At 28.5% G+C, this 24,151-nt stretch carries 34 protein-coding genes and 2 pseudogenes; 11 read left to right on the forward strand and 25 right to left on the reverse strand.

The genetic code is table 11. The features are described 5' to 3' along the window. The 19 genes from LQ598_RS11650 to LQ598_RS11740 all read right to left on the reverse strand — a co-directional run. A partial coding sequence (locus LQ598_RS11650; protein WP_239710713.1) for a hypothetical protein occupies positions 1-385 on the reverse strand: 385 nt, incomplete at its 3' end. A 21-nt stretch (positions 386-406) separates the two neighbouring features. Then, positions 407-1,195, reverse strand: coding sequence for an endonuclease/exonuclease/phosphatase family protein (locus LQ598_RS11655; protein ID WP_239710716.1), 789 nt, complete (start codon positions 1,193-1,195; stop codon positions 407-409). A gap of 68 nt (positions 1,196-1,263) precedes the next feature. Continuing rightward, positions 1,264-1,533, reverse strand: a complete 270-nt coding sequence (locus LQ598_RS11660) for a hypothetical protein (RefSeq protein WP_196968758.1) — start codon at positions 1,531-1,533, stop codon at positions 1,264-1,266. A gap of 164 nt (positions 1,534-1,697) precedes the next feature. Further along, on the reverse strand, positions 1,698-2,141 hold the full coding sequence (locus LQ598_RS11665) for a hypothetical protein (RefSeq protein WP_239745546.1): 444 nt from the start codon (positions 2,139-2,141) through the stop codon (positions 1,698-1,700). A 4-nt stretch (positions 2,142-2,145) separates the two neighbouring features. After that, on the reverse strand, positions 2,146-2,454 hold the full coding sequence (locus tag LQ598_RS11670) for a hypothetical protein (RefSeq protein WP_239745547.1): 309 nt from the start codon (positions 2,452-2,454) through the stop codon (positions 2,146-2,148). Between the two features lie 565 nt (positions 2,455-3,019). Further along, positions 3,020-3,634, reverse strand: a complete 615-nt coding sequence (locus LQ598_RS11675; protein WP_239745548.1) for a hypothetical protein — start codon at positions 3,632-3,634, stop codon at positions 3,020-3,022. Between the two features lie 28 nt (positions 3,635-3,662). Further along, entirely contained in the window at positions 3,663-3,905 is a 243-nt protein-coding gene (locus LQ598_RS11680) for a hypothetical protein (RefSeq protein ID WP_239745549.1), read from the reverse strand. A gap of 56 nt (positions 3,906-3,961) precedes the next feature. After that, positions 3,962-4,441 carry a JAB domain-containing protein gene (locus tag LQ598_RS11685; RefSeq protein WP_239710731.1) on the reverse strand — a complete coding sequence of 160 codons (480 nt, stop codon included), beginning with the start codon at positions 4,439-4,441 and terminating at the stop codon, positions 3,962-3,964. 273 nt (positions 4,442-4,714) lie between these two features. After that, a complete protein-coding gene (locus LQ598_RS11690) occupies positions 4,715-5,107 on the reverse strand; it encodes a hypothetical protein (protein ID WP_239745550.1) in 393 nt (130 codons plus the stop codon). Between the two features lie 104 nt (positions 5,108-5,211). After that, complete coding sequence (locus LQ598_RS11695) at positions 5,212-5,661, reverse strand: hypothetical protein (RefSeq protein WP_239745551.1); 450 nt, start codon at positions 5,659-5,661, stop codon at positions 5,212-5,214. A gap of 129 nt (positions 5,662-5,790) precedes the next feature. Further along, positions 5,791-6,678 carry a DNA/RNA non-specific endonuclease gene (locus LQ598_RS11700; RefSeq protein WP_239745554.1) on the reverse strand — a complete coding sequence of 296 codons (888 nt, stop codon included), beginning with the start codon at positions 6,676-6,678 and terminating at the stop codon, positions 5,791-5,793. A 5-nt stretch (positions 6,679-6,683) separates the two neighbouring features. After that, a complete protein-coding gene (locus tag LQ598_RS11705; protein ID WP_084756559.1) occupies positions 6,684-7,037 on the reverse strand; it encodes a hypothetical protein in 354 nt (117 codons plus the stop codon). A gap of 142 nt (positions 7,038-7,179) precedes the next feature. Beyond that, complete coding sequence (locus LQ598_RS11710; RefSeq protein ID WP_084756558.1) at positions 7,180-7,377, reverse strand: hypothetical protein; 198 nt, start codon at positions 7,375-7,377, stop codon at positions 7,180-7,182. 19 nt (positions 7,378-7,396) lie between these two features. Further along, a complete protein-coding gene (locus LQ598_RS11715; protein ID WP_152292145.1) occupies positions 7,397-7,717 on the reverse strand; it encodes a hypothetical protein in 321 nt (106 codons plus the stop codon). Beyond that, complete coding sequence (locus LQ598_RS11720; protein ID WP_196980668.1) at positions 7,718-8,134, reverse strand: hypothetical protein; 417 nt, start codon at positions 8,132-8,134, stop codon at positions 7,718-7,720. Between the two features lie 105 nt (positions 8,135-8,239). Then, the gene (locus LQ598_RS11725) at positions 8,240-8,458 is read right to left on the reverse strand and encodes a hypothetical protein (RefSeq protein WP_239745556.1); all 219 of its coding nucleotides are present in this window, start codon (positions 8,456-8,458) and stop codon (positions 8,240-8,242) included. Between the two features lie 168 nt (positions 8,459-8,626). Continuing rightward, the gene (locus LQ598_RS11730; RefSeq protein WP_239745558.1) at positions 8,627-9,895 is read right to left on the reverse strand and encodes a TcaA NTF2-like domain-containing protein; all 1,269 of its coding nucleotides are present in this window, start codon (positions 9,893-9,895) and stop codon (positions 8,627-8,629) included. 71 nt (positions 9,896-9,966) lie between these two features. Then, positions 9,967-10,650 (reverse strand): hypothetical protein, encoded by a 684-nt coding sequence (locus tag LQ598_RS11735; protein ID WP_239745559.1) that lies wholly within the window; start codon positions 10,648-10,650, stop codon positions 9,967-9,969. Between the two features lie 125 nt (positions 10,651-10,775). Next, positions 10,776-11,045 (reverse strand): helix-turn-helix domain-containing protein, encoded by a 270-nt coding sequence (locus tag LQ598_RS11740; protein WP_239745560.1) that lies wholly within the window; start codon positions 11,043-11,045, stop codon positions 10,776-10,778. A gap of 474 nt (positions 11,046-11,519) precedes the next feature. Here LQ598_RS11740 and LQ598_RS11745 point away from each other — a divergent pair, with 474 nt between their 5' ends. The 3 genes from LQ598_RS11745 to LQ598_RS11755 all read left to right on the forward strand — a co-directional run bounded on the left by LQ598_RS11745 (position 11,520) and on the right by LQ598_RS11755 (position 13,759). After that, positions 11,520-12,566, forward strand: a complete 1,047-nt coding sequence (locus tag LQ598_RS11745) for a helix-turn-helix domain-containing protein (RefSeq protein WP_239745561.1) — start codon at positions 11,520-11,522, stop codon at positions 12,564-12,566. A gap of 15 nt (positions 12,567-12,581) precedes the next feature. Next, a complete protein-coding gene (locus LQ598_RS11750; RefSeq protein WP_239745562.1) occupies positions 12,582-13,436 on the forward strand; it encodes a DUF6710 family protein in 855 nt (284 codons plus the stop codon). Positions 13,437-13,507: 71 nt separating this feature from the next. Further along, a complete protein-coding gene (locus LQ598_RS11755) occupies positions 13,508-13,759 on the forward strand; it encodes a hypothetical protein (RefSeq protein WP_152292155.1) in 252 nt (83 codons plus the stop codon). Between the two features lie 68 nt (positions 13,760-13,827). On the opposite strand, the gene LQ598_RS11760 is transcribed toward LQ598_RS11755, so the two are convergent. After that, entirely contained in the window at positions 13,828-15,036 is a 1,209-nt protein-coding gene (locus LQ598_RS11760) for an FtsK/SpoIIIE domain-containing protein (protein WP_239745563.1), read from the reverse strand. Positions 15,037-15,335: 299 nt separating this feature from the next. Here LQ598_RS11760 and LQ598_RS11765 point away from each other — a divergent pair, with 299 nt between their 5' ends. After that, complete coding sequence (locus LQ598_RS11765; protein ID WP_239745564.1) at positions 15,336-15,821, forward strand: hypothetical protein; 486 nt, start codon at positions 15,336-15,338, stop codon at positions 15,819-15,821. A gap of 53 nt (positions 15,822-15,874) precedes the next feature. Here LQ598_RS11765 and LQ598_RS11770 read toward each other — a convergent pair whose 3' ends face one another. The 5 genes and pseudogenes from LQ598_RS11770 to LQ598_RS11790 all read right to left on the reverse strand — a co-directional run bounded on the left by LQ598_RS11770 (position 15,875) and on the right by LQ598_RS11790 (position 18,938). Next, positions 15,875-16,573, reverse strand: a complete 699-nt coding sequence (locus LQ598_RS11770) for a hypothetical protein (RefSeq protein WP_239745565.1) — start codon at positions 16,571-16,573, stop codon at positions 15,875-15,877. Positions 16,574-17,209: 636 nt separating this feature from the next. Further along, positions 17,210-17,437 carry a hypothetical protein gene (locus LQ598_RS11775; protein ID WP_239745568.1) on the reverse strand — a complete coding sequence of 76 codons (228 nt, stop codon included), beginning with the start codon at positions 17,435-17,437 and terminating at the stop codon, positions 17,210-17,212. A 249-nt stretch (positions 17,438-17,686) separates the two neighbouring features. Beyond that, positions 17,687-17,773: pseudogene (locus LQ598_RS11780) on the reverse strand (prevent-host-death protein); the annotation flags it as partial. A gap of 42 nt (positions 17,774-17,815) precedes the next feature. Then, positions 17,816-18,265 (reverse strand): annotated as a pseudogene (locus LQ598_RS11785) (DUF805 domain-containing protein); the annotation flags it as partial. Positions 18,266-18,647: 382 nt separating this feature from the next. Next, the gene (locus LQ598_RS11790) at positions 18,648-18,938 is read right to left on the reverse strand and encodes a helix-turn-helix domain-containing protein (protein ID WP_239745569.1); all 291 of its coding nucleotides are present in this window, start codon (positions 18,936-18,938) and stop codon (positions 18,648-18,650) included. A 396-nt stretch (positions 18,939-19,334) separates the two neighbouring features. On the opposite strand from LQ598_RS11790, the gene LQ598_RS11795 reads away from it, so the two are divergent. From LQ598_RS11795 to LQ598_RS11820, 7 genes are all read left to right on the forward strand, one after another. Next, positions 19,335-20,996, forward strand: a complete 1,662-nt coding sequence (locus LQ598_RS11795) for a replication initiator protein A (RefSeq protein WP_239745571.1) — start codon at positions 19,335-19,337, stop codon at positions 20,994-20,996. 69 nt (positions 20,997-21,065) lie between these two features. Next, complete coding sequence (locus LQ598_RS13830; protein WP_275590111.1) at positions 21,066-21,194, forward strand: hypothetical protein; 129 nt, start codon at positions 21,066-21,068, stop codon at positions 21,192-21,194. A gap of 193 nt (positions 21,195-21,387) precedes the next feature. After that, positions 21,388-21,696 (forward strand): hypothetical protein, encoded by a 309-nt coding sequence (locus tag LQ598_RS11800; RefSeq protein ID WP_239745573.1) that lies wholly within the window; start codon positions 21,388-21,390, stop codon positions 21,694-21,696. Positions 21,697-21,720: 24 nt separating this feature from the next. After that, entirely contained in the window at positions 21,721-22,059 is a 339-nt protein-coding gene (locus LQ598_RS11805; RefSeq protein WP_239745575.1) for a hypothetical protein, read from the forward strand. 17 nt (positions 22,060-22,076) lie between these two features. Beyond that, complete coding sequence (locus tag LQ598_RS11810; RefSeq protein WP_239745577.1) at positions 22,077-22,409, forward strand: hypothetical protein; 333 nt, start codon at positions 22,077-22,079, stop codon at positions 22,407-22,409. A gap of 219 nt (positions 22,410-22,628) precedes the next feature. Beyond that, positions 22,629-23,072 (forward strand): hypothetical protein, encoded by a 444-nt coding sequence (locus LQ598_RS11815; RefSeq protein WP_084756532.1) that lies wholly within the window; start codon positions 22,629-22,631, stop codon positions 23,070-23,072. After that, complete coding sequence (locus LQ598_RS11820) at positions 23,065-24,144, forward strand: hypothetical protein (RefSeq protein WP_239745579.1); 1,080 nt, start codon at positions 23,065-23,067, stop codon at positions 24,142-24,144. Before LQ598_RS11815 ends, LQ598_RS11820 begins: the two co-directional genes overlap by 8 nt. Positions 24,145-24,151: the final 7 nt, after the last annotated feature.

The raw sequence follows: 24,151 nt of genomic DNA on the forward strand, positions 1-24,151 counted from the left end.
ATCTACTATTTAAGCCACTGATGTAATTAAGATAAGCTGCAAAATCTCCTATACGTTTCCTATCTTCGTTAAAATGATTGAACCATTCTATACTGCCATTTCTTCTTTCTATTAATCGTTTAATTATATTTAAGTTTGTGATAACTCTATTGTGAATAGATGTCCTTAAATTATCTTTATCCAACTTTTCTTCTCTAGAAAATGAAATCCATTTACTTCTTATTTCGGAATACTCAATACACGATAGGATGAAATCTTCACAACATTCCGCTTCTTCTTGATTATTTAAATCTATACTAGCTAAAAGCTTATTGTATATTTCTGTTGATTCAATAAAAGATAAGACGTTTTTATTTTCAATTATATCTTCATATTTCATTAGCATATTATCATTCTCCTTATTAATTTAATTTTTAATCGTAGCAGTCAAAATAGCATGATCCGGAAAACCTACTTCTTTCTTATAATCTACTCTATCTGTGAAATCCCAGTCATATTTAACGTTAGTTATTTCTGAATCCGATATTTTCTTTGTCACAATATGATCAAGCTTACACTGATTTTTCGGACTTGATTTCCACGAATACGATTCTACAGGTGTATGTAACTTAAAGCCCTTATCTCTCAACAAATCTTTTATTAAATAATAGTTATAATGTTCTCTTGGCAACCCTTTGTAAGTCTTATCTTCATCAAATTCATTATGCTTACCATTATTTAAATCTCCGAGTAATATGATTTCATTAGCGTTTTCTAACCCAGAAATATAATCAATCATCCTTTCTAATTGCATTCTACGATCTAGGAATTCTTGATTTGCTTCTTCTTGATTTGCATAACCTCCAATTTTTATACGTGTTCCTACTATATTCAATTTATTATTGATTTTTAAGTGTAATAGGTTCGGCAATGTTTCTATGTTATCAAAGTAATGTACTTCAATATCACTTGCGACTAATGTATGCTTAACTGCTATCAAAATTTGATTCGTATTTTTTTCGTATCTCGTTTTTTTTACACTGTATCCTGCGTGCATAAGTTTATTTATGAAATTTTCATGATTCTGCACATCACTATATTCCGTTAGTACAATGATATCTAAGTCCCTTTTTAATAACTCTTCTAAAACTAAATTAGGTATTACCGCATTTCTTGAACCTGATCTTTGATTGATATTCCAACATGCAATTTTCATATTTTTCCTCCTTTAATATAAGTAATACAGTATACAGTTTATATTAATGATTTAAAAAAATGATGAACTTAATCAACATTTTTTAAGTCCAGCAGCTCATTTTCTTTATTCGTAGTATATAAGTAAGTTCGATTATCATCTAATTGTCTTCTATTTAGAAATCCTTTGTTATACATCGTCAGTAATAATCTAGCTACATTTGGTGCTTGCCATTCTAAATATTGACCGACTTCTTTAGACGTCTTTTCGTTCTCAAAACAGAAGAAAATAACTCTAGTTTCTGATTTAGACAAATTATTATTTTTTAACAATTTTTCTAATAACGATAATTTATCCATTTTCAACCCCCTTAATATCATTTTAATAATGTGTTACCAACAATGTGTATTACATACTATGTTGTTGATACTTATAATAGACTACCTTTTTTTTAAAGTCAATAATTAGACATAAAAATATCCTGAACACTCGTTAAGGTGTTCAGGATTTATTTAAGGGGAGTTTAACTTTTTATTATTTTTCTAGCACTTAGCTTTCTATTTTTCATTAATCCCACAATTGTTTTAATCGTTCTTCTTATAAAACCACCAGCAAAGAAGGTGCTTAAGATTATATAACTTATTAACATAGTATTTAATAAAGTTTGGGCTTTACTTTCATTTACTTCAACATTTTTAAGTTCTGGTTGAATGATTGTGTTTCCTTCTAATGAATTTTCTAAAAGAACAAACATATTTGCAACACTATAGAACATGCTGCATATCAAAACTAAGCCTATTAAATATAATATAGCGCTTTTCAATTGTTTAGATACTATAATTCTTTTTTCAAACCTATGTTTAACGCTTTTTCTTAATCCTACTTTAGGTGGAACCTCTTTGATTAAATAATAGACAAACAAACATACTAAGCTTAAAACAATGGGTAGCCACAACAATGACATCATTTTATCACGATCCTTTTTCTATTTTATTTTCTAGTTTGTTATAAGAACGACTAATATACCAATACCGAAGTACAATAAACATTAGTGGCAGTAAAATTAAATAAAATTCATTTCTGATATTTTTATAATAATCTAGTATATCACCTGCGTTTACAGATAAACCTTTGACATAAAGAGGAACCAAACTCATACCAATCATATATCCTAATAAACAAAGTCCAAAATAGATCCAACCAACTAAAAATATAATATTCTTTTTATTAGATAATATCTTAAGTTTCGTTAAATTATACGTCACATCATCTTTTTCCATATACAATCCCACTTCCTTTAGATATATACCTTATAGTATATATCTTGTTTTTATTTGTAAATTATTTATATCTATAAAATATTTTTATAATCATATTTCTATAACTTTGCTATGCTTAAACTTGAATTTATTATTGAAACAAAACTCGTAACATAACTAACTTTATATAAGTTTTATAAGTCCCTGAGATACAAAAGAAAGATATCAGACCTTATTAAGATATCTTTCCTTCTATTTTATATTTTATATTTCAATACGGAATATACAGTTGGTTTCTCTTTCTTAATTTCATACAAGTTATTACAACACGTACATTTACTTAATGACATTGTTCCCATTTTTATCTTATCTGATAACAATCCATCATGCTGCTTACAGTAGGGACACTTTACATGTACTTTATCAAAATTGTTTTTGATAACAATAAACATGTTACTCACTTCCTTCACTTTCAAATTCCAGTTTTTCTAATACTTCAATTGTAGAATCATCAAAGTTAAATAATTTATACAGAAATTTTTCGCTTAATCCATGTTCTTTCATAACATTATCTATTAGATAGACGTCATCTTTCTAATACGTCTTTTAAATATGATAAATGATCGCCCTCATAATATTTATTTACGATACTACTTTGAAAAGGTGTTTTTACAAAGTTACTAGGGTATGTTTGTGTGATATCTACTATATTTTCAATAAAATTTTTTGACCCTTCAAACTGTGTTTCTTGATAGAAACCGATAATCATAAAATCTACATCATATACAGTGATTTCTCTCGAATTACATAACATATTTCTAAATATTTTAATCAACTTAATAGCAATATCATTCGCGTCTTCCATAATCACTTCACCCAGATCGTAAATTCTATTATGTTGCGTAATAAAACTCAATTTTTGATTTTCTATATTCTCAAAAATTTGTACGATTTTAGATTGAGTTATTATAAATTCCAGATAATCACGAACTTCTCTTGTTATATCCATTTTTTTAAGTTCAATTAAAAACTTGTACATTTCATATTCTGTAACATTCTTACCATGATGATTACTAATATCTATCAAAGTAATCAGAAAGCTATATAGTTCTTTAGCATGTTCATTATTTAATTTAAGGTTACCGTTCATAAATTCTTTGACTATCCTGTTTTCTTCAAAGTTCACAACATTTTTATACATATAATAGCCCGCCCTTTAAACGATTATATTAATCGATCATATCAAATTTTTGTTTGAATCTTTTCTTATTGTAAGTGATGTCTTCATTGTCGATTAATGTCGGCCAATCCTTTTCATATTCTGTGCCTATGACACTGATGTTATAACCTTCTTCTTTTTGCTGCACAAGGTATTTTTCCAACTTATCAATATCAATCACACCATCACGAGTTGCTATATTCAATTTAATTAAATCGTTAGTTGTCATGATTTTATTCTTTAGATATTTCATAAAGATTTCTCCTTTATATAATTTTTAAAGAATAAGGGGGATAGTCCCCCGTATTCTTAAAATAAATCTTTTGTATTGATACTAAGTTTTAACTCATCATTTTCGTTTAAGCTATAATATTCTTCTTGTGTAACAATAATGCTATCTAAAACTTGTATACCTAATATTTCACCACACAACGCTAATTTTTTGCTTGTATGCACATCTTCTGGGCTTCTAAAAGCATTTTGGCTAGGATGATTATGGACGAATATCACACTAGCTGAGTTATTTTCAATCGCTGCTTTGAAACAATCTCTAGGGTGAATAAGTGAAGAGTTTAAAGTTCCTATATGCACATTGTAGATAAATGTTACAAATGACTTAGTGTCTAACCCTAGCATTATAAATCTTTCTCTTGTGCTATTTCCTAGTCCTTCGATTGAATTAACAATTTTGGCAACATCTCTTGGTTCTAGAATTTGAACCTTTTCTTCTTTCGTTATCATGTACTCTTGCTTAAAATCTAACACCTTCATAATGTAGTTTTCGTTCATTTTTAAATCTCCTTTTTGTTTGGTTAACTACTTATCAGATTAGTAGTTGTTGACTTGTTAACCTCCTTTACTATAATTCAATTATACCATTTAACGCTCTTTTTGTAAACAATAACTTACAATATGTTTGTTATTGAATTTTAAAAAAACCAGAACATTATTTGCTCTGATTTAATAAATATTTTCTTGATTATCTATTAACATTTAGTTTTACAAAAGAGGGGAGATGTAAAAATATTTATCAAGGTTGATCATACAATCAACTCCATTTCACTAATCTGAAATTGTATTTTCTTTATCTCTTTTATCAATGTATAGTCCTGTTAAAGCGACCACTGCAATAAACCCTAGACCAATCCAAACCGTTTCAAATAGGTGTGTTTGAATCGTTAATATATAACCAATTGCAAGAAAGATAGTTATATGAATGAATCGCAATAACATATTAATTTTAAAGGTCTTCATATCTTTTGCTCTAGGTTTGTTTTCTAATGCTGTTAAAAAAAGGGTGATACAAGTAAAAGCTATGATAAACACTAGATAATAAGAATAGGTTTTGCCTGCTTCAACAATAACAATAGTCAGAAACAAGAAGGTTAGTATAAGTAAAACTCTTATTTTAGTCATATGCTTAATAATAAAATCCATTTTCTTTTCTCCTTCCATAAATAATATCGTTTCTTTATTCTGTATGGTTTTAATCGTCTGTATGTTGTCCCATTGGATAAGCTCACTATATACTTAAAAGAAGCGGACGACTTCGCCTGCTTCTACTGGGGGAGAATCATTTTCCAAACGATTATTTTACCTTTTTGATAATATGGTTTTAATTCTTTTTCATTTTGTACATCTTTGTATTTAGACAAATCTATAGCAATTTTATTGTCTAATTCCAGATAATATCTAAATTTAACCTTAGAACCCTTTTGGTAGTTTTTAAATTGGTTCTCTTTCACTTCAATCATTTTACTGCTATCTTCATTAGATTTTACTACTAAATAATAACGATTTGGGAATATTATCTTTTTGTCTTCTTTAACATCTGTAACTTTACCCTCTATTACTTTTGTATTTTTCTTGAAATCGGCTAAATTTGAATTTTTACCTACAGTAGTAAACTCGTTCGTAAAAAGAGTAAGAATAGCCCAAATCAGAAATGATGTAAATCCTATTATTAACACATACTTTATAACTTGAATTACAACTCCTTTTATTTTCATCTTACATACCTCCCTTTATATCAAAATTATTAAACCAATAAATATATTAACTCTAGCTTTATTTATAACGTGTATTCAGTATAACCATATACCTCATCATCTAAATTCCATAATATCCCCCTAACTATTTCAATATTCATAAGTACCATCTTTATAATTAATCGATACACCTTTTTGAGTATTAGATACCCAAACGTTTAAGTTAACGGTTTGACCGTTGTCATTAATAGAATAGGCTCTTACGTGTGTGCCACGTGGTAATAGTTCGTCATTGTTATAGACAGGGCGCACATCGTAATAAATTTTAGTTTCAGGGTGGTTATATATCGCATTTCTCACTTGCGTTTCAGGATAACCCATACCGCCACCTTCACTGGCTCTATTACTACCAACATTTTGCGCTCTTGTACCTAGTGTTAAATTGTGCGTTTCCATATCTCCACCCAATGACCATGCTAAAGAGTGAGATTTGTTATAGATATAACCTCTATAACCATCTAACTGTAATATTTGATTATTACTTTCATTGCCTTTCCATCTTTTTTCAAGTGGATCGTAAGTACCATCTTTAAATTCGCCTGCAAGTCTAACTGTTGAATCAAAAGAGGGGCGTTCTTGTGCTTTAGATGAATGACTATCCACTGCTTCCTTAGTCACAAGCGCTGTAACTCTTCCGCCACGCCCTAAATTGTCTAAATCTGAATAGTTAGCCCAAAATTTATCATTACCATTTTGGTTCAAGAGTTGCTGATCATAATCTGTGAGTGTTGTTTTATTGTCGTTCAATAAAGCGTAATTTTCTTCGTTAGTTTGAACTTTGATAAGCGCCTTATCTTCTTCACTTGTTTTTACTGTCGATTTTTTACTAAACGCTTTCGACTTTAATTCATTTAAACCTTTATCTATTTGATTATTAGCTTCTTGTTTAAGTTCTCTTTTAATATCCTTTTCCAAATCACACCCAGCTAATAGGGTACTTGTTAGGATTATTGCGAGTAACGTCTTGATGTACTTCATATTTTTCAACCTTTCTTATCAAATTGTGATTCTAACCAAAAATAAGTATTGCCACGTTTTTGATGATTTACAAAAGCCGGTTTAGGTACTACATCATAATGTTCATTTTCTAAAGCCCAGCGCACACCATGTCTACTTTTGCCAAGTATATCTCCGACTTCTTGCATACCTAAGATTTTTATAGGTTCTTGTCCTATATTAGTTAAGTCATTGTTTTTTAAATCAGAAACCGAGTAAACACCACTTGTTTCCGATACATAACAACCTAATTCTGTATTAATTGCTACATTCATACCATTAGATTTTGTGTATATAGTTTGATCGTGATTTAAAACCTCATTAATTTTTTTGAAATCCATATTAGTTCCTCCGTCTATAATTATGTTATAATAAATATACCTTTTTGTTTGGTTCAATAGATGATTCTGTTAACCAAATGTGCGATCACTTGTGTGGTCGCTTTTTTTATATCCACCATAACATAGTAGGGGAATAACAGAATCAAACTATAACACCTAACTTTTTAAATTCCTGATGTGCAGTAATCAATTTGATTGCTTCTTCTACTGAATATTTTTCATTTAGATATCCAATTAAATCCGAATTTTCATATAAACCAATTTCTTCATCACCCCAAAGGTTAACAATCTTTGAGAACATATACTTTTTGTTATGTGCTTCAAATATTTGCTCTAACATAGTAACCCTCCTTAGAATTTTATAACGCTTTGAACCAAATCAATTCTTCATAAGTGGTTTCATTCAAGTACTCTTCTAAATCTTCAACTGATTTAAATGGCTTTTTCTCAGTTATCCAATCTTTAGGGCTTTTTATTTCTTTATCTAATTCCAATGTTTGAACATTAAGTGTTACAAAAGAGAATTGACTTTCTTCATTTACGGTTTTCATATCTGAACCGATGAGTATAATTGATTTCTCATCTATATTTTTTGTAATTCCAGTGCCTTTTTCATTAACAAAATTATCAATCACATCTTGTAGTTTTTCGAGTGATTCTTGTGTATGATATTTAATCATTTAAACCACTCTCCTTTGAGATGAGTTCAAAATACCTAAAGCTCTAATTAAAACGATGTTGTACTTATCTTCTGTATCTGATTTACTCAGTTTGTCTATATATTCATTATTTTTATATAACCTTACTTTACAATCACCATTTGATATATCTTGTAATCTCAATTCATACAATTCGTTATCTTTTTCAAACTCTATAGCTTTAATAACAAAATCTGTATCTCTCATGATCTCAATACTTTTTAATAAGACAACAATTTCAGAAGGTTCATTATTTTCTATTGCAGCAACACCTTTTAAATAACCATTTTCGTATTGTCTGACTTTATCGTCTTTGTCTGTTTCTTGTAGTCTTAAATCATACAGGTTACCATTTGAAATAAACTCAATTGAATTAATCTTTTTATTCATTCTATTCATGATTATTACCTCCTATAGTGTTATAATAAGAGGTGGAATGTGTCCTCATTCCACCGGTTTTTAAGGTGATAACTTAGTTCACAAGCACTTTAAAAAACTTTCGATTTAGGCGTGCGTTTTTTCTAAAAACGTTACGTCTTTTTTTATTTTTGAAGCGGTATCGAGTAACACGTTTTCTATCTGCTCATTTACAGGTAGATCTAATAATCCTAGAAAAACACCATTTTCAAAAACGACAATACAGGTATAACCTTTACCAATGTTATGCTTAGTCAGTGTATAAATCTTACTGTTATATACAAACTTCAATGCCTGCGTATTCATCTTTTCACTCCTTCCTGTTTTTAACTACAAACATATTGTAACACATAAACAAACTTATTGTAAACTAATATTAACTATTTGTTGGTTAGAATATTAAAAAACTACCCATGTCTTTAACACAGGTAGATAAAAAGTAGCATTCAATTGTTCTTTTAGCTTGCTGGTCGATTATACATCACCATATGATACGATTTTAAACGACTTATCTTTATGATCATACGCTAATTCATATTGCGATTTAATCGGGTTATTCGATTTATCTTTTTTAACTAGTTCAATATATATCTTTGAACCGTCTTTTTTATAGCTTGTGTATGTCGGCATAGTGTACTTAGATTTATTTTTACTGTCTACCATAGATTTAATATGATTAGACAAACTAGAATTAGGCTCAAAATACTTTTCTACATGCTTAAACTCAACTTCTTTATAGGCTTTATTTAAATCTTTGGTATAGTCGTCCATAAATGCCTTAGCTTCACTTTCTATTTCTCTATCTTTTTTAACCATTTCGTCTATCTTCGTTGTATCAAATTCTAACGTTATATTTTGATTATTGATATCTTTATTTTCTTTAACTTTAACCGTATTAGACTTTAAAGTTTTACCTTTATATTTACCCTCAGCATATACAGAAATAGATCTGTTAGAAGGGTATGGGCCATATACCCGTTTTTCATCATACTTTGTCTGAACACCATTCACATAAACTTTTAAATCTTTTAATTGTTCATCATTATCTAAACTTACTTGAAAACTAGATTCTTTAAAGTTTTCTGTTGCGACAACTTTATTCTTCGCGTTTCTTAAATCTGTCTTTATATTTATTTTACCTTCTTGTTCTCCTTTAACTAAAGAAGGGGATTCATAGCTTTTAATAGCTGACAGATTATATTCACCTACAAAGAAGCGGCCAAATTTAGTATAACTTTTCGGATCAGTCACAACCGTTTGTTCTTTACCGTCAAAGTCTTTGAAACGATATGTCATTGATGTATCTTGTGGCTTTAGGTAAACATTATATGAATAAGGTTTAAAACTTATCCTATCTAATATCAACATGTGGCTACCATTTTTCTTTACTTCAATAATCGTATTATTTTGATTATCGGTAATTGTCCCATAAATCGAGTTCTTAGTTTTATCATCTTTAATATTTTGTTTAATCTGAGACATTTCTTTTTGAAACTTTCTAATGTTATTCGTTTTGTACATATAAGTCACAAAGGCTTTAGCTTCTTCTTCTGATACAGATAAAGAAGCGGTCGATAACTTATGGGATAAGGTATCATAATCTTTTTCGTCCATAGCTTTTTCAAATGATTCCAATTGCGCGACACCGTTATTATTAAAAATAACTATAAGACTAATGATACTAATTAAAATAATTGTGACTATAACACTTGATACTAGGTATATAACTTTTTTCTTTTTCATACGCCTTCCTTCATTCCTTTTACATTCTTTTTTAAAATTAAAGCACCTCAATTTAAGAGGTGCTTAACGTTTTAATTTAGTTGTGATTTCCTGCTGACTTTAAATCCAAATCGTTTTTTAATTAAAGGATATGTTTTTATATCCCCAGCAATCATTCTGTCATTTTCTTGAACAATAATTTCTAAAAAGTAACTATAAAACGATTCTGTTAGATTGAGCTGTTTTTTCTTAATAGGATACGCTCTATCATAACCACGTTTCGTTACGATAACATCTTTATCAATTAGTAACTTGTATATCTCAACTACTTTAGAACCTTTTTTATCATATATTGCTTTAATAAATTGAGATTCTAAGGCGTTCTTCTTTTGTTTCCTTAATCTTATAATGCCAGCCGAAAGCTGAACAATACTATAAAAAATTAATAAGAAACTTGGATAAACAAACACGTATAAGAACATAGTTTTAAATGTGGAAAGTGTTGTCATAAATACCTTAATTGCTTCTTCATCATTCGTTAAATTATCTGGATTACTGATCGTTATATTGTTATATGCAGCAAAGAAACATGAAAACAATATTACAGATATAACCAATATAACACCTCTCCTAAAAACTTCTATACTAGATATCCATTCTAATCCTTTAGACCAATCTGTTTTTCTATACAGAATATATAAAACTATTAAAGGTACTAATATAGAAATGAATACTAGTAGACTAAATACTAGCTGAAATGCAGTTAGTGAAGTCATCGAATTACCTCCGTTTATTTAATTTTGTAATTACTTATATTATAACTTTTTATACTTGTTTAGTAAATAATATTATAAGAAGCCATAAAAAAAGAGCTAAGTTTATTATGCTTTTTAGCTCAATTCTACTCTTCTAATGTTTTTTCAATTTCCATTCTCAGTTCTGCATTTCTAACTAAATCCTTAAAATCTACATCATAGTATTTTGCTAAATTTAATATGACCATCAATCCTGTAGTTTTCTTATCTGCTCTTTCGATTGTTCCAAGATAGGGTACTGAAATATCTACATCATTCGATACATCAGCTAACGTCAATTTTTTATCTTTTCGAATTAATCTCAATTCATAGCATATATATTTATATATCTCCATACTCTCACTATAATTTTTCATTGATCATTACCCCCTCAGACCGATAATTATTACCTTAATTATACACTGTGGCAAGAAAACGACAAGAAAGTTAAATTCAGAATTGTGATTTTTATTCTATTTGCATAAAAATCTTACTAATACAATTGAACTATGTTATACTTAACTCAATAAATTTTCCGAAATTTACAATCTAAAAAATTCCATAAAAAAAGAACTCAACTATTGGCGTAGTTGAGCTCGAATCGAAGTTCAAAAGAGTAAAACTTCCGAAATTCTAAAGAGTAAAATTCAATTCAAAAGAAAATTTCTCATTGTTCAAAAGAAAAACTTTTCTTTTAGGTTTTTTATTATGTATAACTATTATAACGTCATTTGTACACAATGGCAACCTAAAGTATCTATTATTAGCTACTCTTTGCATACTATAAACAGGTATAAATTACTCTTTTTGACCCTCGATTCTAATGGAAATTAGGAAAGAGGTTTTTTACTATGTCAAAAGAAAACGCATACAGTCAATCAAAGAATTATGCCCTAATAAAATTAGATACATACGCGAATTTTAATTCTGTTCATGAAATGGACGAAACTGTTAAAAAGTACAATAAGAAACTCACAAAACCACTTTATGAAACTTTAAACTTATTAAAACAATACAGTTGTAAAGTTGTAGGTGTGAGTCATCTTAAAATATCCACAATGGCTAACAAGTTAGATAAATCCATTTCTACAATAAAACGTCACCTTAAATATTTAAAAGAAAATGGTTATATTACTGTAGTCAATACATTACGTGAGAAAAAGGGTGGTAAAGGGGCTAATGCCTATATCATCAATACGTTTGTGCAGCGTTCTAAAATTTTAAGTGAGCTATCGCAAATGAACCATCGTAAACAACAAAAAAGTAGTGGCAAAACCCAGTCACAACGTGCTTTCGACCTTATTGCTGCTCGAAAAGAAACTATAAAATCTTTAAATCTATTAAAAACCTTTATAGGTACTAGAAAGGTTAAGTGGGCTAGTAAATTTAAACGTATAAAAAATATTAAAAACTTCCGTACATGTCCTGAAGGTGTACCAGATCATGTTTATTCAAGTTACAGTCCTTTCTTTACTGATAAACAGATTGAGGTCCTTTATGATATATCTTTAAACAAACTTGTACCTTTTGAGTTTCCTAGAGAATACGATGACCAAATCATTGATAAAGCATTCAGAACATTACTGCTAAAACTTAAAAAAGAATACAACGGTATGGGTGAAAAAGTGAAAAACATGTTTAGTTATTTTGCAGGTGTCATATGTCGTCAAGCCAATGAGTTCAAAGATTCAATCCAGTTTAGTAATTTTAAGGAAAATGGTGTTATGTTAAACGATAGCCTTATAGAAATCGGACCAGTACCAGATTGGTTAAAAAACAGAAATGACAATCAAGATAATAATGACAGTCAAAATAATGTGGAATACGATCCAGATTTCGAAAGAGAAAAACAAGAAGTAATGCGTGAAGTGGAATTATTCTGCTCACAAAATACATAAAACAGGTGGGATATGATGAAAAGCTGGTTTTCTAAAAAGAAAGTGAAAGATAAAAATCAACATTTAGAATCACCGTATATATATCCTAATAATAAAGGGTTGAAAGATGTTTTAGACTATATAGAACATGACCAAAGTATAAAAGAAAAACAATTAAATCAGATATTGAACTATGCTGAGGACTTGATAAAATTATCCGCTTCAGAAGAATGTGAAGAAGCGGAAACACAACCCATATTTAGTTATATCAAAATCTTTACCGACTATATTCAAACTAAAAATGCGATTCATACTTTATCAAATTCTGAATTCATACCTATAGGCAATGGCAGTATTAATTTAAGAGATTCATATCATCATACAATTAACAATATATTTATGGACTTATTAGGTGAAGGTGAACATCATTTAAGAAAATTCAAAAATAGGTATACCGTACAAAATGGTAAACACCCTATTGTCACTGAAATATGGAATCCCGATAGAATAACTAATAACATTGCGACAATTGGTAAGGGCATTAAGTATGCAAAAAGTGATAATAATACTTTTGAGCATTTCGAATTTAATCACAGCGGTACTTATATCTATCCTTTAGGTATTGTACATGTAGATAATGGAAATCATTCAATCAATGCTGGCATGCTTAAAAGTGAAGGGCATTTTTATATTGATGACATCATAGATATATCAAGAAAGTATGATCAATATTATTTTGATGGAACTAATCTTGTTGATGTAAATAGTAATAAGAAACGTTTTATATTCTTTGAATTAGGTGTTATCTATGAAATTGGACGTTTATTGTTACGTGACAACACAGCTTTTTCAGATGAAATAAAAAATACAATTAAAGAAAAAGAATATTAAAACGTTTGAATATCAATTTAGATATTGCTATGTTTGATATAAATTAACAAAACAAAAGGGGAGATTTCACTATGGCCGAAAAGAGTTCAAAACAGCGTGCTGCGGAAAATTATAAACAAAAGAGAGAATTATCAGCAAGAGCATTTGAAGAGTTCATAGGTTCTAGGGTTCGTATTGTATTTGTTGATTCTAAAGTGATCGAAGCAATTGTGCTAAAGCAATACACATATGAAATTATTGTCGATAAGTTCAATAAAGATAAAACAGAAACTAATAAAGCTTTAATTTCAAAACATAGTATACGCTATATGGAAGAACTATAGCATAAAGCTATATATATATTATTATTTCTAAAAAGCTCAACACGTTCTGAAAACATGTTGAGCTTCTACTATTGGTTATTTAATTGGAACTCTATCAATTTATCTGTGGCTTGTAAATAATAAATAGGTATAGGTTCATGTGACTGTGAAATTATATTATTCATCATAAATGACCCGTAAACAGGAAGATTTTCAGCACCAGTCTTTCCAATTACGGTATTTGATTCTACCCCTGTATTAACCCGTAGCGCTATTTTATTGACGACATTATTTCTTAACCGACCATCTAATCTATGATCTGTCTGTTCGTTATAAGGTTTTGTTACGTAAGTAAAGATAACAACTATACCAGCAGCGCGACATTTTTGTAATAACTTTATTAATAAGTTATCATTTTCCTCGCTACCTTTGTAACCATCAATAATTAAAAACTTCTTACTTAACTTTTCTTCACTTGATACTTTCTCATTAAATGATTGTAAATCTTTTGCTTTTACCTTTTTAAATAGTCTATATCTATTCGACATTTCTGAAGCATAAGCGCGTAGTATATCATCTTGGCTTTCATTCAAATAATTTATATATTCTACTGAGTTGAATACTTTATAATTTTCCTGATACTCACTCAAAATATCAATTTCCGTTCTATAATCAGCATGTTTTTTTATTATATTAAGTATTAACAACTTCACTAATTCTGTTTTACCTGAACCTATCGCCCCGCCAATCAAGAGTGACCCATATCTAAATAAGTCAGTAATAATGGGTTTATAAGAATTAGTTGTATCTGATAGGACTTGTTTAATAGATAGTTCACTTTGTGTTTCGTATATATTCTGTTGCTTGTTTATAAAATCAGTAGCACTATCTCCACTATTGTCCGTTTTAACCCAGCCTAAAAAGATATTTTCTTTATGATTTTCACTATTAGGCACATCGATATTTAATTCATTCTTTTTCTGGCCATAAAGTTCATTGTAATTGTAATCTATAATATCTTTCATAAATGCTAAGCCGGTACTATAACCATGTTCTTTCGCATACTGATTGAATTGTCTTAATTTTGCCTGATTTACTGAATATGTTGCTTTATGATTTTTATCTTTAGGGTCATTGGCCAAGTGGTCGTATTCTCCTGATAAAGCACTATTGATAAATACTTCTATCATTTGATTATCTGTACCTTCGTATTTCTTCGTTACTTTAAAAGCGCTAAGTTTACCAACGTATTGTGTTGGTAATTTAAGTGTTGTCATTCTACCTCTTTTAAACACCATAGAATCCCTCCTTAAACAAAGCTTAGCAAACATAAAAATAATTATCAACTTTTTTTGTTGATAATTTCAAGTTTTTCATTCCGGTTTTTATAAACAAGTACAATATATATTCGTATATATACACGTGACTATATTTAGTATATATAGTTATCTATATATGTATCTATATATAGTATATATTTACTTTATCTTTGTTACTAAAAAGTATAACTAAATCGATATTTTTAATTGTGTTTACTGTGTTAAATCAATATAATGTCATTAGTACTTTAAAATATTTAACGGAAAGGATGATTAAATTGGCAAGTTGGAAATCACTATATATACACGATCAGTTTATTGAAGTGAATACGGGTAAAGCCATATTAGTAAAGTTGCCAAAGTTAATTGATTCAATTGAATGGGGGATATGGATACCTAACAAATTAGTGAGAAACCCAATAGAAAAGTATAGAAAACAATTAATGTATCCAGAAGACTTTAAATTTAACGCAACACCCTTAGACTTACAGAATGACGAAAGAAGAGTACTTACTGAACAAGAGGTGTTAAATCAATTTAATAGTGTTGATATGACAGAAATAGATTTAGAATTGGATTTAAATTTTTACATTGAGAAGTCAAAACTTACAATCGAGTCATTTAGAAGTTACTTAAGTGAGATACAATCATTAAACGGGTGTCCTGAAACCATACATAAGCTTATAGAAGCGGTTGATATAGAAGACATCGACGTATCCTTAAGAAATATAGAATTAGCAAAGCATGAATGGTTTAAATCATAAAACATGAAAAAACAGGGAACACTACTCATAAGCGAATGGTGTTTCCTGTTTTTTTATACATTATAATTATCAGGTTGTAGATGTTTTCGTAAATGCTTTTTTAGGTTTTTGAAGTTGTTAAGGTATTTACATTCTCGTGGTGAAACACCAAATAAGAAGTGAGGTGTATTAATCTGAACGGTGTATTTGTCTAAATAACTAACTTCTATAAACCTTTCTCTAGCGCTGGCAGACGTTAAAATTCTACCACTTTTACTATAAGCACTATCTTTTGCAATACCCATTAATCTATCTGCGTGTTTTAAAATAGCATGTGTTTCTCTTACAAAGTCTTTTACGGGTATGCCGCTTCTCATTCTTTCATTCAATATATTATCGATATTTCTTTTATACATGAAATGTTCGAACACGTAATCATCTATAGATTTTTTGTCGTCTTGTAAATGCTTTGAATATCGTTTTGTATTAGCAGGTATTGATTTAAACAATTTACCCATTGGATTTACGATCATACTAATCCCAAATAGACCCGTTGTTTTATCTAATTTTAAAAATGACTTAACAACAAAAGGTACAAGTATAAGTAATAAGATATATGCTAATGCTATATTGAGTAAGATTGTGTAATCATAAGATACACTACCGTTATTTATAAGAATGAATGACGAAAACTGGTAGCCTGTGTATAGAATGAAAATGGTTAATAAAATAATATTCGTTACTTTATAGGTAAAAGGATTTGCTTGTTTCATTCTTAGCACCCCTTAGATTATATATTTAGTAATTTTATTGTAACATTTTAATTTTCTTTTGTGGTAAATTGTGCATTTATATTATTAAATAGATTATGTATTGTAAATGAATTTTCGGTCAAATTAGTCGACTATTGATAGAATTGAAAACGGGGATGTTAACCCTTCTTTTGGATTAATGGATGAAATTGCTCACTTAGCTGATCGTGAATTAACTGTAACTAAAGTTTAGAACACTTAATATATCTTTCTATAATTAATAAGCTTAACGTTGCTTGATTCATCAACGTTAAGCTTATGTTGTCTATAGTAAATGAATCGAATCTTAACAAAAGATACGTTAGAGAAGTTGAAAGTTAAGATGACTCTCATACCATGACATATTTAATAGTATATATATAAAGTGAAGCGACAAAGCCTGCCATTAAAAGAACACCCAATCTATGACAATAGATTGGGGCTTGGTGACTAGTGAATCTAATATTTGTTAATCATATAATTACAAATCGGCTACGTTATAGACTAGGATAAATTATAGTCTATAATTCCAAATAAAAAACCTTAACATTTCTATTAAGTAATGTTAAGGTTTTTTCCTTACATATTGACATAACTATTAAATTTAATTCATTAATTCTATCTTAATACATTATAAGGTGTAGAACCTGATTTGGGTTCTATAGGTCTAAAATACTTTACTTTATCTACTTCAATAATTTCAGCTAACCCAACGCTTTCTAATTCTTTAATACTGTTTCTAGCGTCTTTTTCCGTAAAACCCATATTTTTCATATTTTTGATTTCATCTTCTAGTACAAAATACTGTATACCATTTTTCTTTAACATTTTAGGTTTTTTAGTCATTATTACCCGCCCTTTTGTTTTTATTTAATCATATATATATTTCAGTTTAACAATTTTAATCGTTGTTTTGAAATACATTGAGAGAAATATTTTTAATAGCGCTTGATAATCAAGCGCTATTAAACTTTAAGACGTAAGAAGCAGCAAAATAAGTTTCAACAATTTTATCTTAATACATTATAAGGTGTTAACCTTCTTTTGGATTAATAGATGAAATTGCTCATTTAGCTGATCGAGAATTAACTTTAACTAAAGTTTATCCCAGTCAATATCATCTATATTTGTATAACCACTCTTATCTTGTTCTCTTTCTCTTACTTTGTTCATTGTTGTTTCTTGCATACTTATCTCACAACTTCCTCCACTACCATATCTATTAGGTTTTTTATTACCTGTTTTTACTAGAAGAAATAAGATGAATAGTGATATTAAACCAGCGGCAACTACCCCAAATGTTGAAGCTACAAAAGTTGTTCCCAATATAGAAAAATCCTCGAAGTTTATAGATGCAAATATGACGCTTAAAACAAAGAAAATCATAGCAGCTTTAGTAATGAATCCACTTATATGATAGAGGATTGCAAACAGCATAGAGCGATTAGAGTCATGTAATCGACGTGTCATAACGGTGAAACTAGGAATAAGCGTTACAAGAGCAAACAAACTTCCTAAAGTACCAACTGAAAAAATACTCAGTAAAGATGTGATAACTAAATTAATCCAATATGGATGCCAAAATTCTGAACGCGTAGATCTACCACTGATATCTAAAGCACGCCTCCAATAATTAGCATAACTCACGATAATCTGATTTGATGACTTGTTCATATATCCTCCTTATAGACCTTGTATTTGTTTATACTACTCAAATTAATGATAGATATATTTATAAGGAATGTAAATAATCAATATATAGATACAAAAATTAAAGATTTAGTCGCCTGTGCTGCTGCACAAACGACTAAATCTTTTTATACTATTAAATCCGTTCACTAAATACCTAAAATTACAGAGTACTAAAACTACAGATATTTATTTTGTTAACAATAAATATTAAATGATAGTGATTTTTCATCATGATGTAAATAACTAAAAAAGCCATCAGCATGAAGACGCTGACGACTAACTTTCGTTAAATTATTGAAGCGGATATCATCAGATAGGGATAATTAAACATAATAATTGATTTAATTATTGCATACATTGCAGATTAGTCTTTATTGTTATCGGGGTAATCTAAATTATACTTAACCATAGCATTATTAATTAGAGTATCAATCTCAATTCCATAGTAAGCTGCTATTTTAATTATATATTGTATTGAGGTTTTAAGGCCATGTCCGTTTTCTATACGATTTAAGTTTGACACACTTATATCTAGAGCTGAAGAAACTTCTTTTAAAGTTAAGTTCTGGATTTTCCTTTGATTCTTCAATTCTATAAGAATATATTTAGATATTAAATCCAATTCTTCATTTTTTATTATTTTGTATTTGGACATAATTTTACACCCTCTTTTTCTAAATTATAACCTTATTTCCTATTCTAAGGTTAATTATCACTTTATTTATAATTTGTTTAGTGTTAATATTATTTTAAAGATATCGAAAAGTTATTAGATGATATTATTTTATAACATTATATCACATAAAAATACCGTAACTGCGACAACAGCTACGGTGCAAAAATAGAATCTTGGGAGTTTCCAAATCAACCCGTCCCAAATTCACCTTATATTGTATTCATTTATATACTTAGTATATAACCTTTTACTTAGTCTTGCAAGACATTAAGTGCTTAATATAGCTAATTCTATTTTACATTAAAGGGTACATTATAGGGTGTAACTTTGGAACTCTCTTGATTCTATAAATAAATAGAAAAGGGAGTTTTTTATATGTCTAAAGAAAACGCATACAGTACAACAAATAACTATAAAACAAGAACATGTCATGAAAATGATATCAACACAATCGAATCTTATAAATTACACAAATTTCTTTTTGCTGTAAAGAAATACACATCAACTAGTATCAAAGCTAAACTTTCTTACATGTTTTATATTAATGATTTCTCAAAAATTCATCAAAGTGAAAGTAGCTCAAAATTTACTGATGAAAACAATAAAAAATATGTTGTTTTCACGAATAAAAAGTTAAGTGAATTATTAAATTGCAGCCTTTCGTCAATCAAACGTGCAAAACAAGAATTAATTGATGTTGGCTTAATTGAAGTTGTTAAGACAAAAGGTAGAAAAGAAAGTAAAATCTACCCTCTTAAACCTGAAATTAGTAACGGATCATTAACTTATATTAATAAAAACAACGAAAGAAAATTGACATATTATGCTATGCCAAAATTCTTATTTAATAATGACTTCTATAAATCTTTAGAATTAGAAACTAAATTATTATATCCAATTTTAAAAGATAGATATATGAGTACATTAATCAAAGCAGATACTAAAAAACCATGTGATTTCAAAGATGAAAGAGGTCGTATTTACTGTATTTATACGAATGCAGAATTAGAATCACTTCTTAACATTTCTGAACCTAGAATCATTAAATCTAAAAAGCAATTAATAGTATTTGGATTACTTAAACAAGTATCTATTGAAATGAAAGGTACAAACAAACTATATGTTTATACACCACTAAACTATGAACAAATGACAGTTGAAGATATCCAAGAAGAACTAACAAATGAGAAGAAAAAATATGTATTGAGACCACCTGAAAAAGCTATGAGGGTTCATAAATATATTAGATTAGGGTTCAAAAAAGAAGAGGATGAGGGTTCAAATATTAAGGATAATGATACTGGTTTTAGTGATACCCCTTATAAAGATACTAATAATGATATGTATGATATGTATGATATATATAGTGAAGAAGCAGAAGATAAAAACCATTCAAATCAATCAAATCAATCAAATCATTTATTAAACAATCAAGAATTAGAATTACAAAAAGATGAAAAAGAATATCTATTACAAAATTATCCTGAATATCTAAAAACTCACTTAATAAATTATGCACCTGAAGAAATTAAAATAATTAAAAGTATATTAAACAAAGGTAAAAAGAGTTTTAATACTAATTATGACAGATCATATACGTTTGAGGATATAGAGTATGAATTAGTGGCTATGTTAAGAAGAATTAGACTTAAATTAAAGAAAAATCAAGAGACTGTTAACGAAGCTCAAGGGTTAATTATGAGTTCTCTGATCTATGAATTTAAACAATACGATAAAGAAATTACGCTTCAAGAATTAGAAGACTTTTTAGAACCTGTCACAGATAATAAAACAGAATCTTTTGAGGAATTTTTAATTAATCATAAAGAAAAATATTTTAATTATTTGTTAGATAGACAACAAGAAGTATTAGTTACGAACGATCAATATAGATTGTCAGATAATAAATACCTACCTGATTTTCAAACTAATAATAGTTTAGAAGGTCTATTTGATTCTGCTACAGGAACGCAGGGCATGTCTTTTGAAAAATATATTCAGAAGCAACGAGAAAGTTATGTCTTTGATGATATGTAAAGAGTATCAACAAACTAAAGATGAATTTAATGTACTAGGAGTGTACTAATTAATTCTATTTGTCTATTAGTGACAAACCCAGTACCAGCATGGTTAAATCATTCAAATCAAGAAAGTTTTACTATGGACAATGAAGTACAATTTGAAGAAAGAAAGAGAAATTTACAAAAAGAAGTAGAAAAATTCTGTGAGATTTAATTTCTTGTACGATTGTGGACTACAGTGTGATAGTCTAGTTGTGTATTGTAAAAACTTATATAGATATATATTCATGTCGTTGTATATTAATATTTAATTATTAAACCTTTTTATAATTTATAAGTTATGATACCATGAGTGTAAATATACAATTAGGTTTTTTGAAATAACAACTAGACAAAGGGTGGATGTAATGAACAATAAATCTAAAAGACTAGGAATGTTCTTAGTTTTAATTTTGTTAAGTGTGACACTCGTTGCTTGTGGATCTGCCAAAAGTAAAGCGCAAGGTACTTGGAATGTTAAAGGCGATGAAAATGCACAAATAGAAATAAAAGATGACTCAGTAGAACTCGTGTATTTAGGATTAAGTACAAAAGGTAAAATTGTAGAAGATGATAAAGACCACTTTGTAATTAATCTTGAAGGCGAAAAGTACGAAGGAGAATTTCGTGACGGTAAACTATTCATTGAAGATGATGAATTAGAAAAAGTAGAATAACAATAAACAATGAGGATGATCTATATGAAAAAAAATAAAAAGAGAAGCGGTCTTCTAGTAATTATATTATTACTAAGTATTACACTTGCTGCATGTGGCAGTATTAAAGATGATGTGCAAGGTAAATGGGAATCAGTGGATCATGAAAATTTAATTCTAAATATTAAGGATGACAAAGTTGTAGGAACATACACAGAAAAAGTAGAAGGTACTACTAATAAAAAAATTATTAAAGGTAAACTTTTAGACGAAAAAGATAATTATATTGAAATTAAAATGGAAGGTATTACTAAGAAAGGTAAGTTAGTACCTAATGATAATAAATTAATGTTTGATGAATTAGAATTCAAAAAAGTTGATTAATAAAAAAGGTGACTTATATGATTAAGATAAAAAGTCTATTTCTAGTAATTATATTATTACTAAGTATTACACTTGCTGCATGTGGCAGTATTAAAGATGATGTGCAAGGTAAATGGGAATCAGATGAATATAAGGGTATGATCTTAAAAATAAAAGATGATAAATTAAAATTGACTTATACAAAAAATGATGAAGGCGTAAAAAACACAAAAGAGATGACTGGAAAGCTACTTGATGAAAAAGATAAGTATATAGTTTATGAAATAAAGGGACTTGAAGGGAAAGGTAAAATAAAAGTTAAAGATGATGTGTTAATGTTAGACGAGAAAAAATTCGAAAAAGTTGATTAGTAATAAAAAAAGCTGCGCTATATTGTGCAGCTTTTTCTATGAATAAAAACCTAATAACAAATATCTAATATGATATCATTTTAGATATTTTAAATATGTATTATAAATTTAGTGTTTATATACTAAAACGCTTATTTATGTACGTTATATTGATAATTTTACCCTAAAATGTTATAATATTAAGTATATTATATAATATTTATTAAAGGAATGATGCTTATGGCGAGAACGCTTGAAGAAGATATTCGTTTATTAGAATCGAAAATTGATGATCTAATTGTTGAAGCGAAAAAACATACGATTTCAGACCTTGTGGGTGACAGATTGCGTATATCTACAGTTTGTAACGTAATACAACGAAGAAATGACATTTTATCTATTAATACATCTACACTATTTTTGTTGGCTAAAAAAGTTGATACATTAAGTGATAAAACTGAATCTTACTTTTTAACAATTCATTACTTTATTGAACAATTTATTGAAAAACATATTAATGTGGTAAATGTAACTGCGTTGGTCAATATTGGTCTGGCCAAAAAATCCTTAGATAAAATGTTTGATATTAAAGTGCAAAATCCATTCCGACTGAATACTATGGTTAGATACGCAAAAATTGTAGCTGAGCAACAGGAGGTTTGGGGTGATTTAGAAGATGTTTAAAAAAACCAAAAAACTATTTTCCAGAAATAAAGAACATAAAAATGAGAAGAAAATGATAGGTGGTATTTTAGGAGATAAATCAAAAAATACTTATAAGGGCATAAGAGTGACACTTGTCTTTATATTATGCATAGGTTTGATTATCAGTGGTTTAATTCTTGGTGTTAAGAGTCATGGAAATATGGTTTATACATTGAATAATCAAACGACTCCTATAGGTACAAAGTTAACTTTCACCAAATCTAATGTCCCGCTTGTTTTAAAAGAGGTATGGACTGATAAAGACCGAAAAGTATTGGTAGCAAAGTTTAAATATGACAATTCAGCTAGAAATACATTATCACTAGATGGACGTAATTATAAAATTACGATGATTAATACTTCAGGTAAGTTCCAAAAAGACTTAGAAGTTAGATATGGTGTTTTAGGTACTGGCGGAGACGGTTATCTGTTCTTAAAAGGCGATTTAAAAGAGAAAGCTTACAGAATGGTTATGGTAAATAAGTTTGATTATGAAAAGGTAGACGATCCAAGTAAAATTGATAGCGCAAGTTCTTCTAGTGATTTAGATGATGATGAGATAGATAGAGCATTGGCAGAAACAGAGGTCAGTGATCCGGATGATAAAGGTTCGGTTTTAAGTAAAATCGGAGGGAAACAATCATTTAAATACGATAATATCGACTTTAATTTAAATGCATATGGAGAAGGTACAAAATATGATAAAAAACATAGCTTTTTAAAAGAAGATGGATCTATTGATTACAAAACAGCTTTAGAAAGAACGTCAGTTGATGAACAAGTCAATAGAATCGATAAAAAAATCAAGAACTACAAAGACAATATAAAAAATGCTGAAACAGGTATTGAAGAAAGTGAATATCGTTTGAAGCGTAACAAAAAAGATAAAGCTGCAAAAACAAAAATTGAAGAACATAAGGAGAAAATCCAAGAGTTCCAAGAATTAATTAAAAAAGAAGAGTATAAGAAAGAAAAATACTTAAACAGAGAGTTTAATGAAAAAGACTTTGGAGATATGCAAACTGAACTAAACTTCCAAAAAGTTAAGTGATTTAAAG

This window comes from Mammaliicoccus sp. F-M27 (genome assembly GCF_022387115.1).
In the GTDB taxonomy this organism is placed as follows: Bacteria; Bacillota; Bacilli; order Staphylococcales; family Staphylococcaceae; genus Mammaliicoccus; species Mammaliicoccus vitulinus.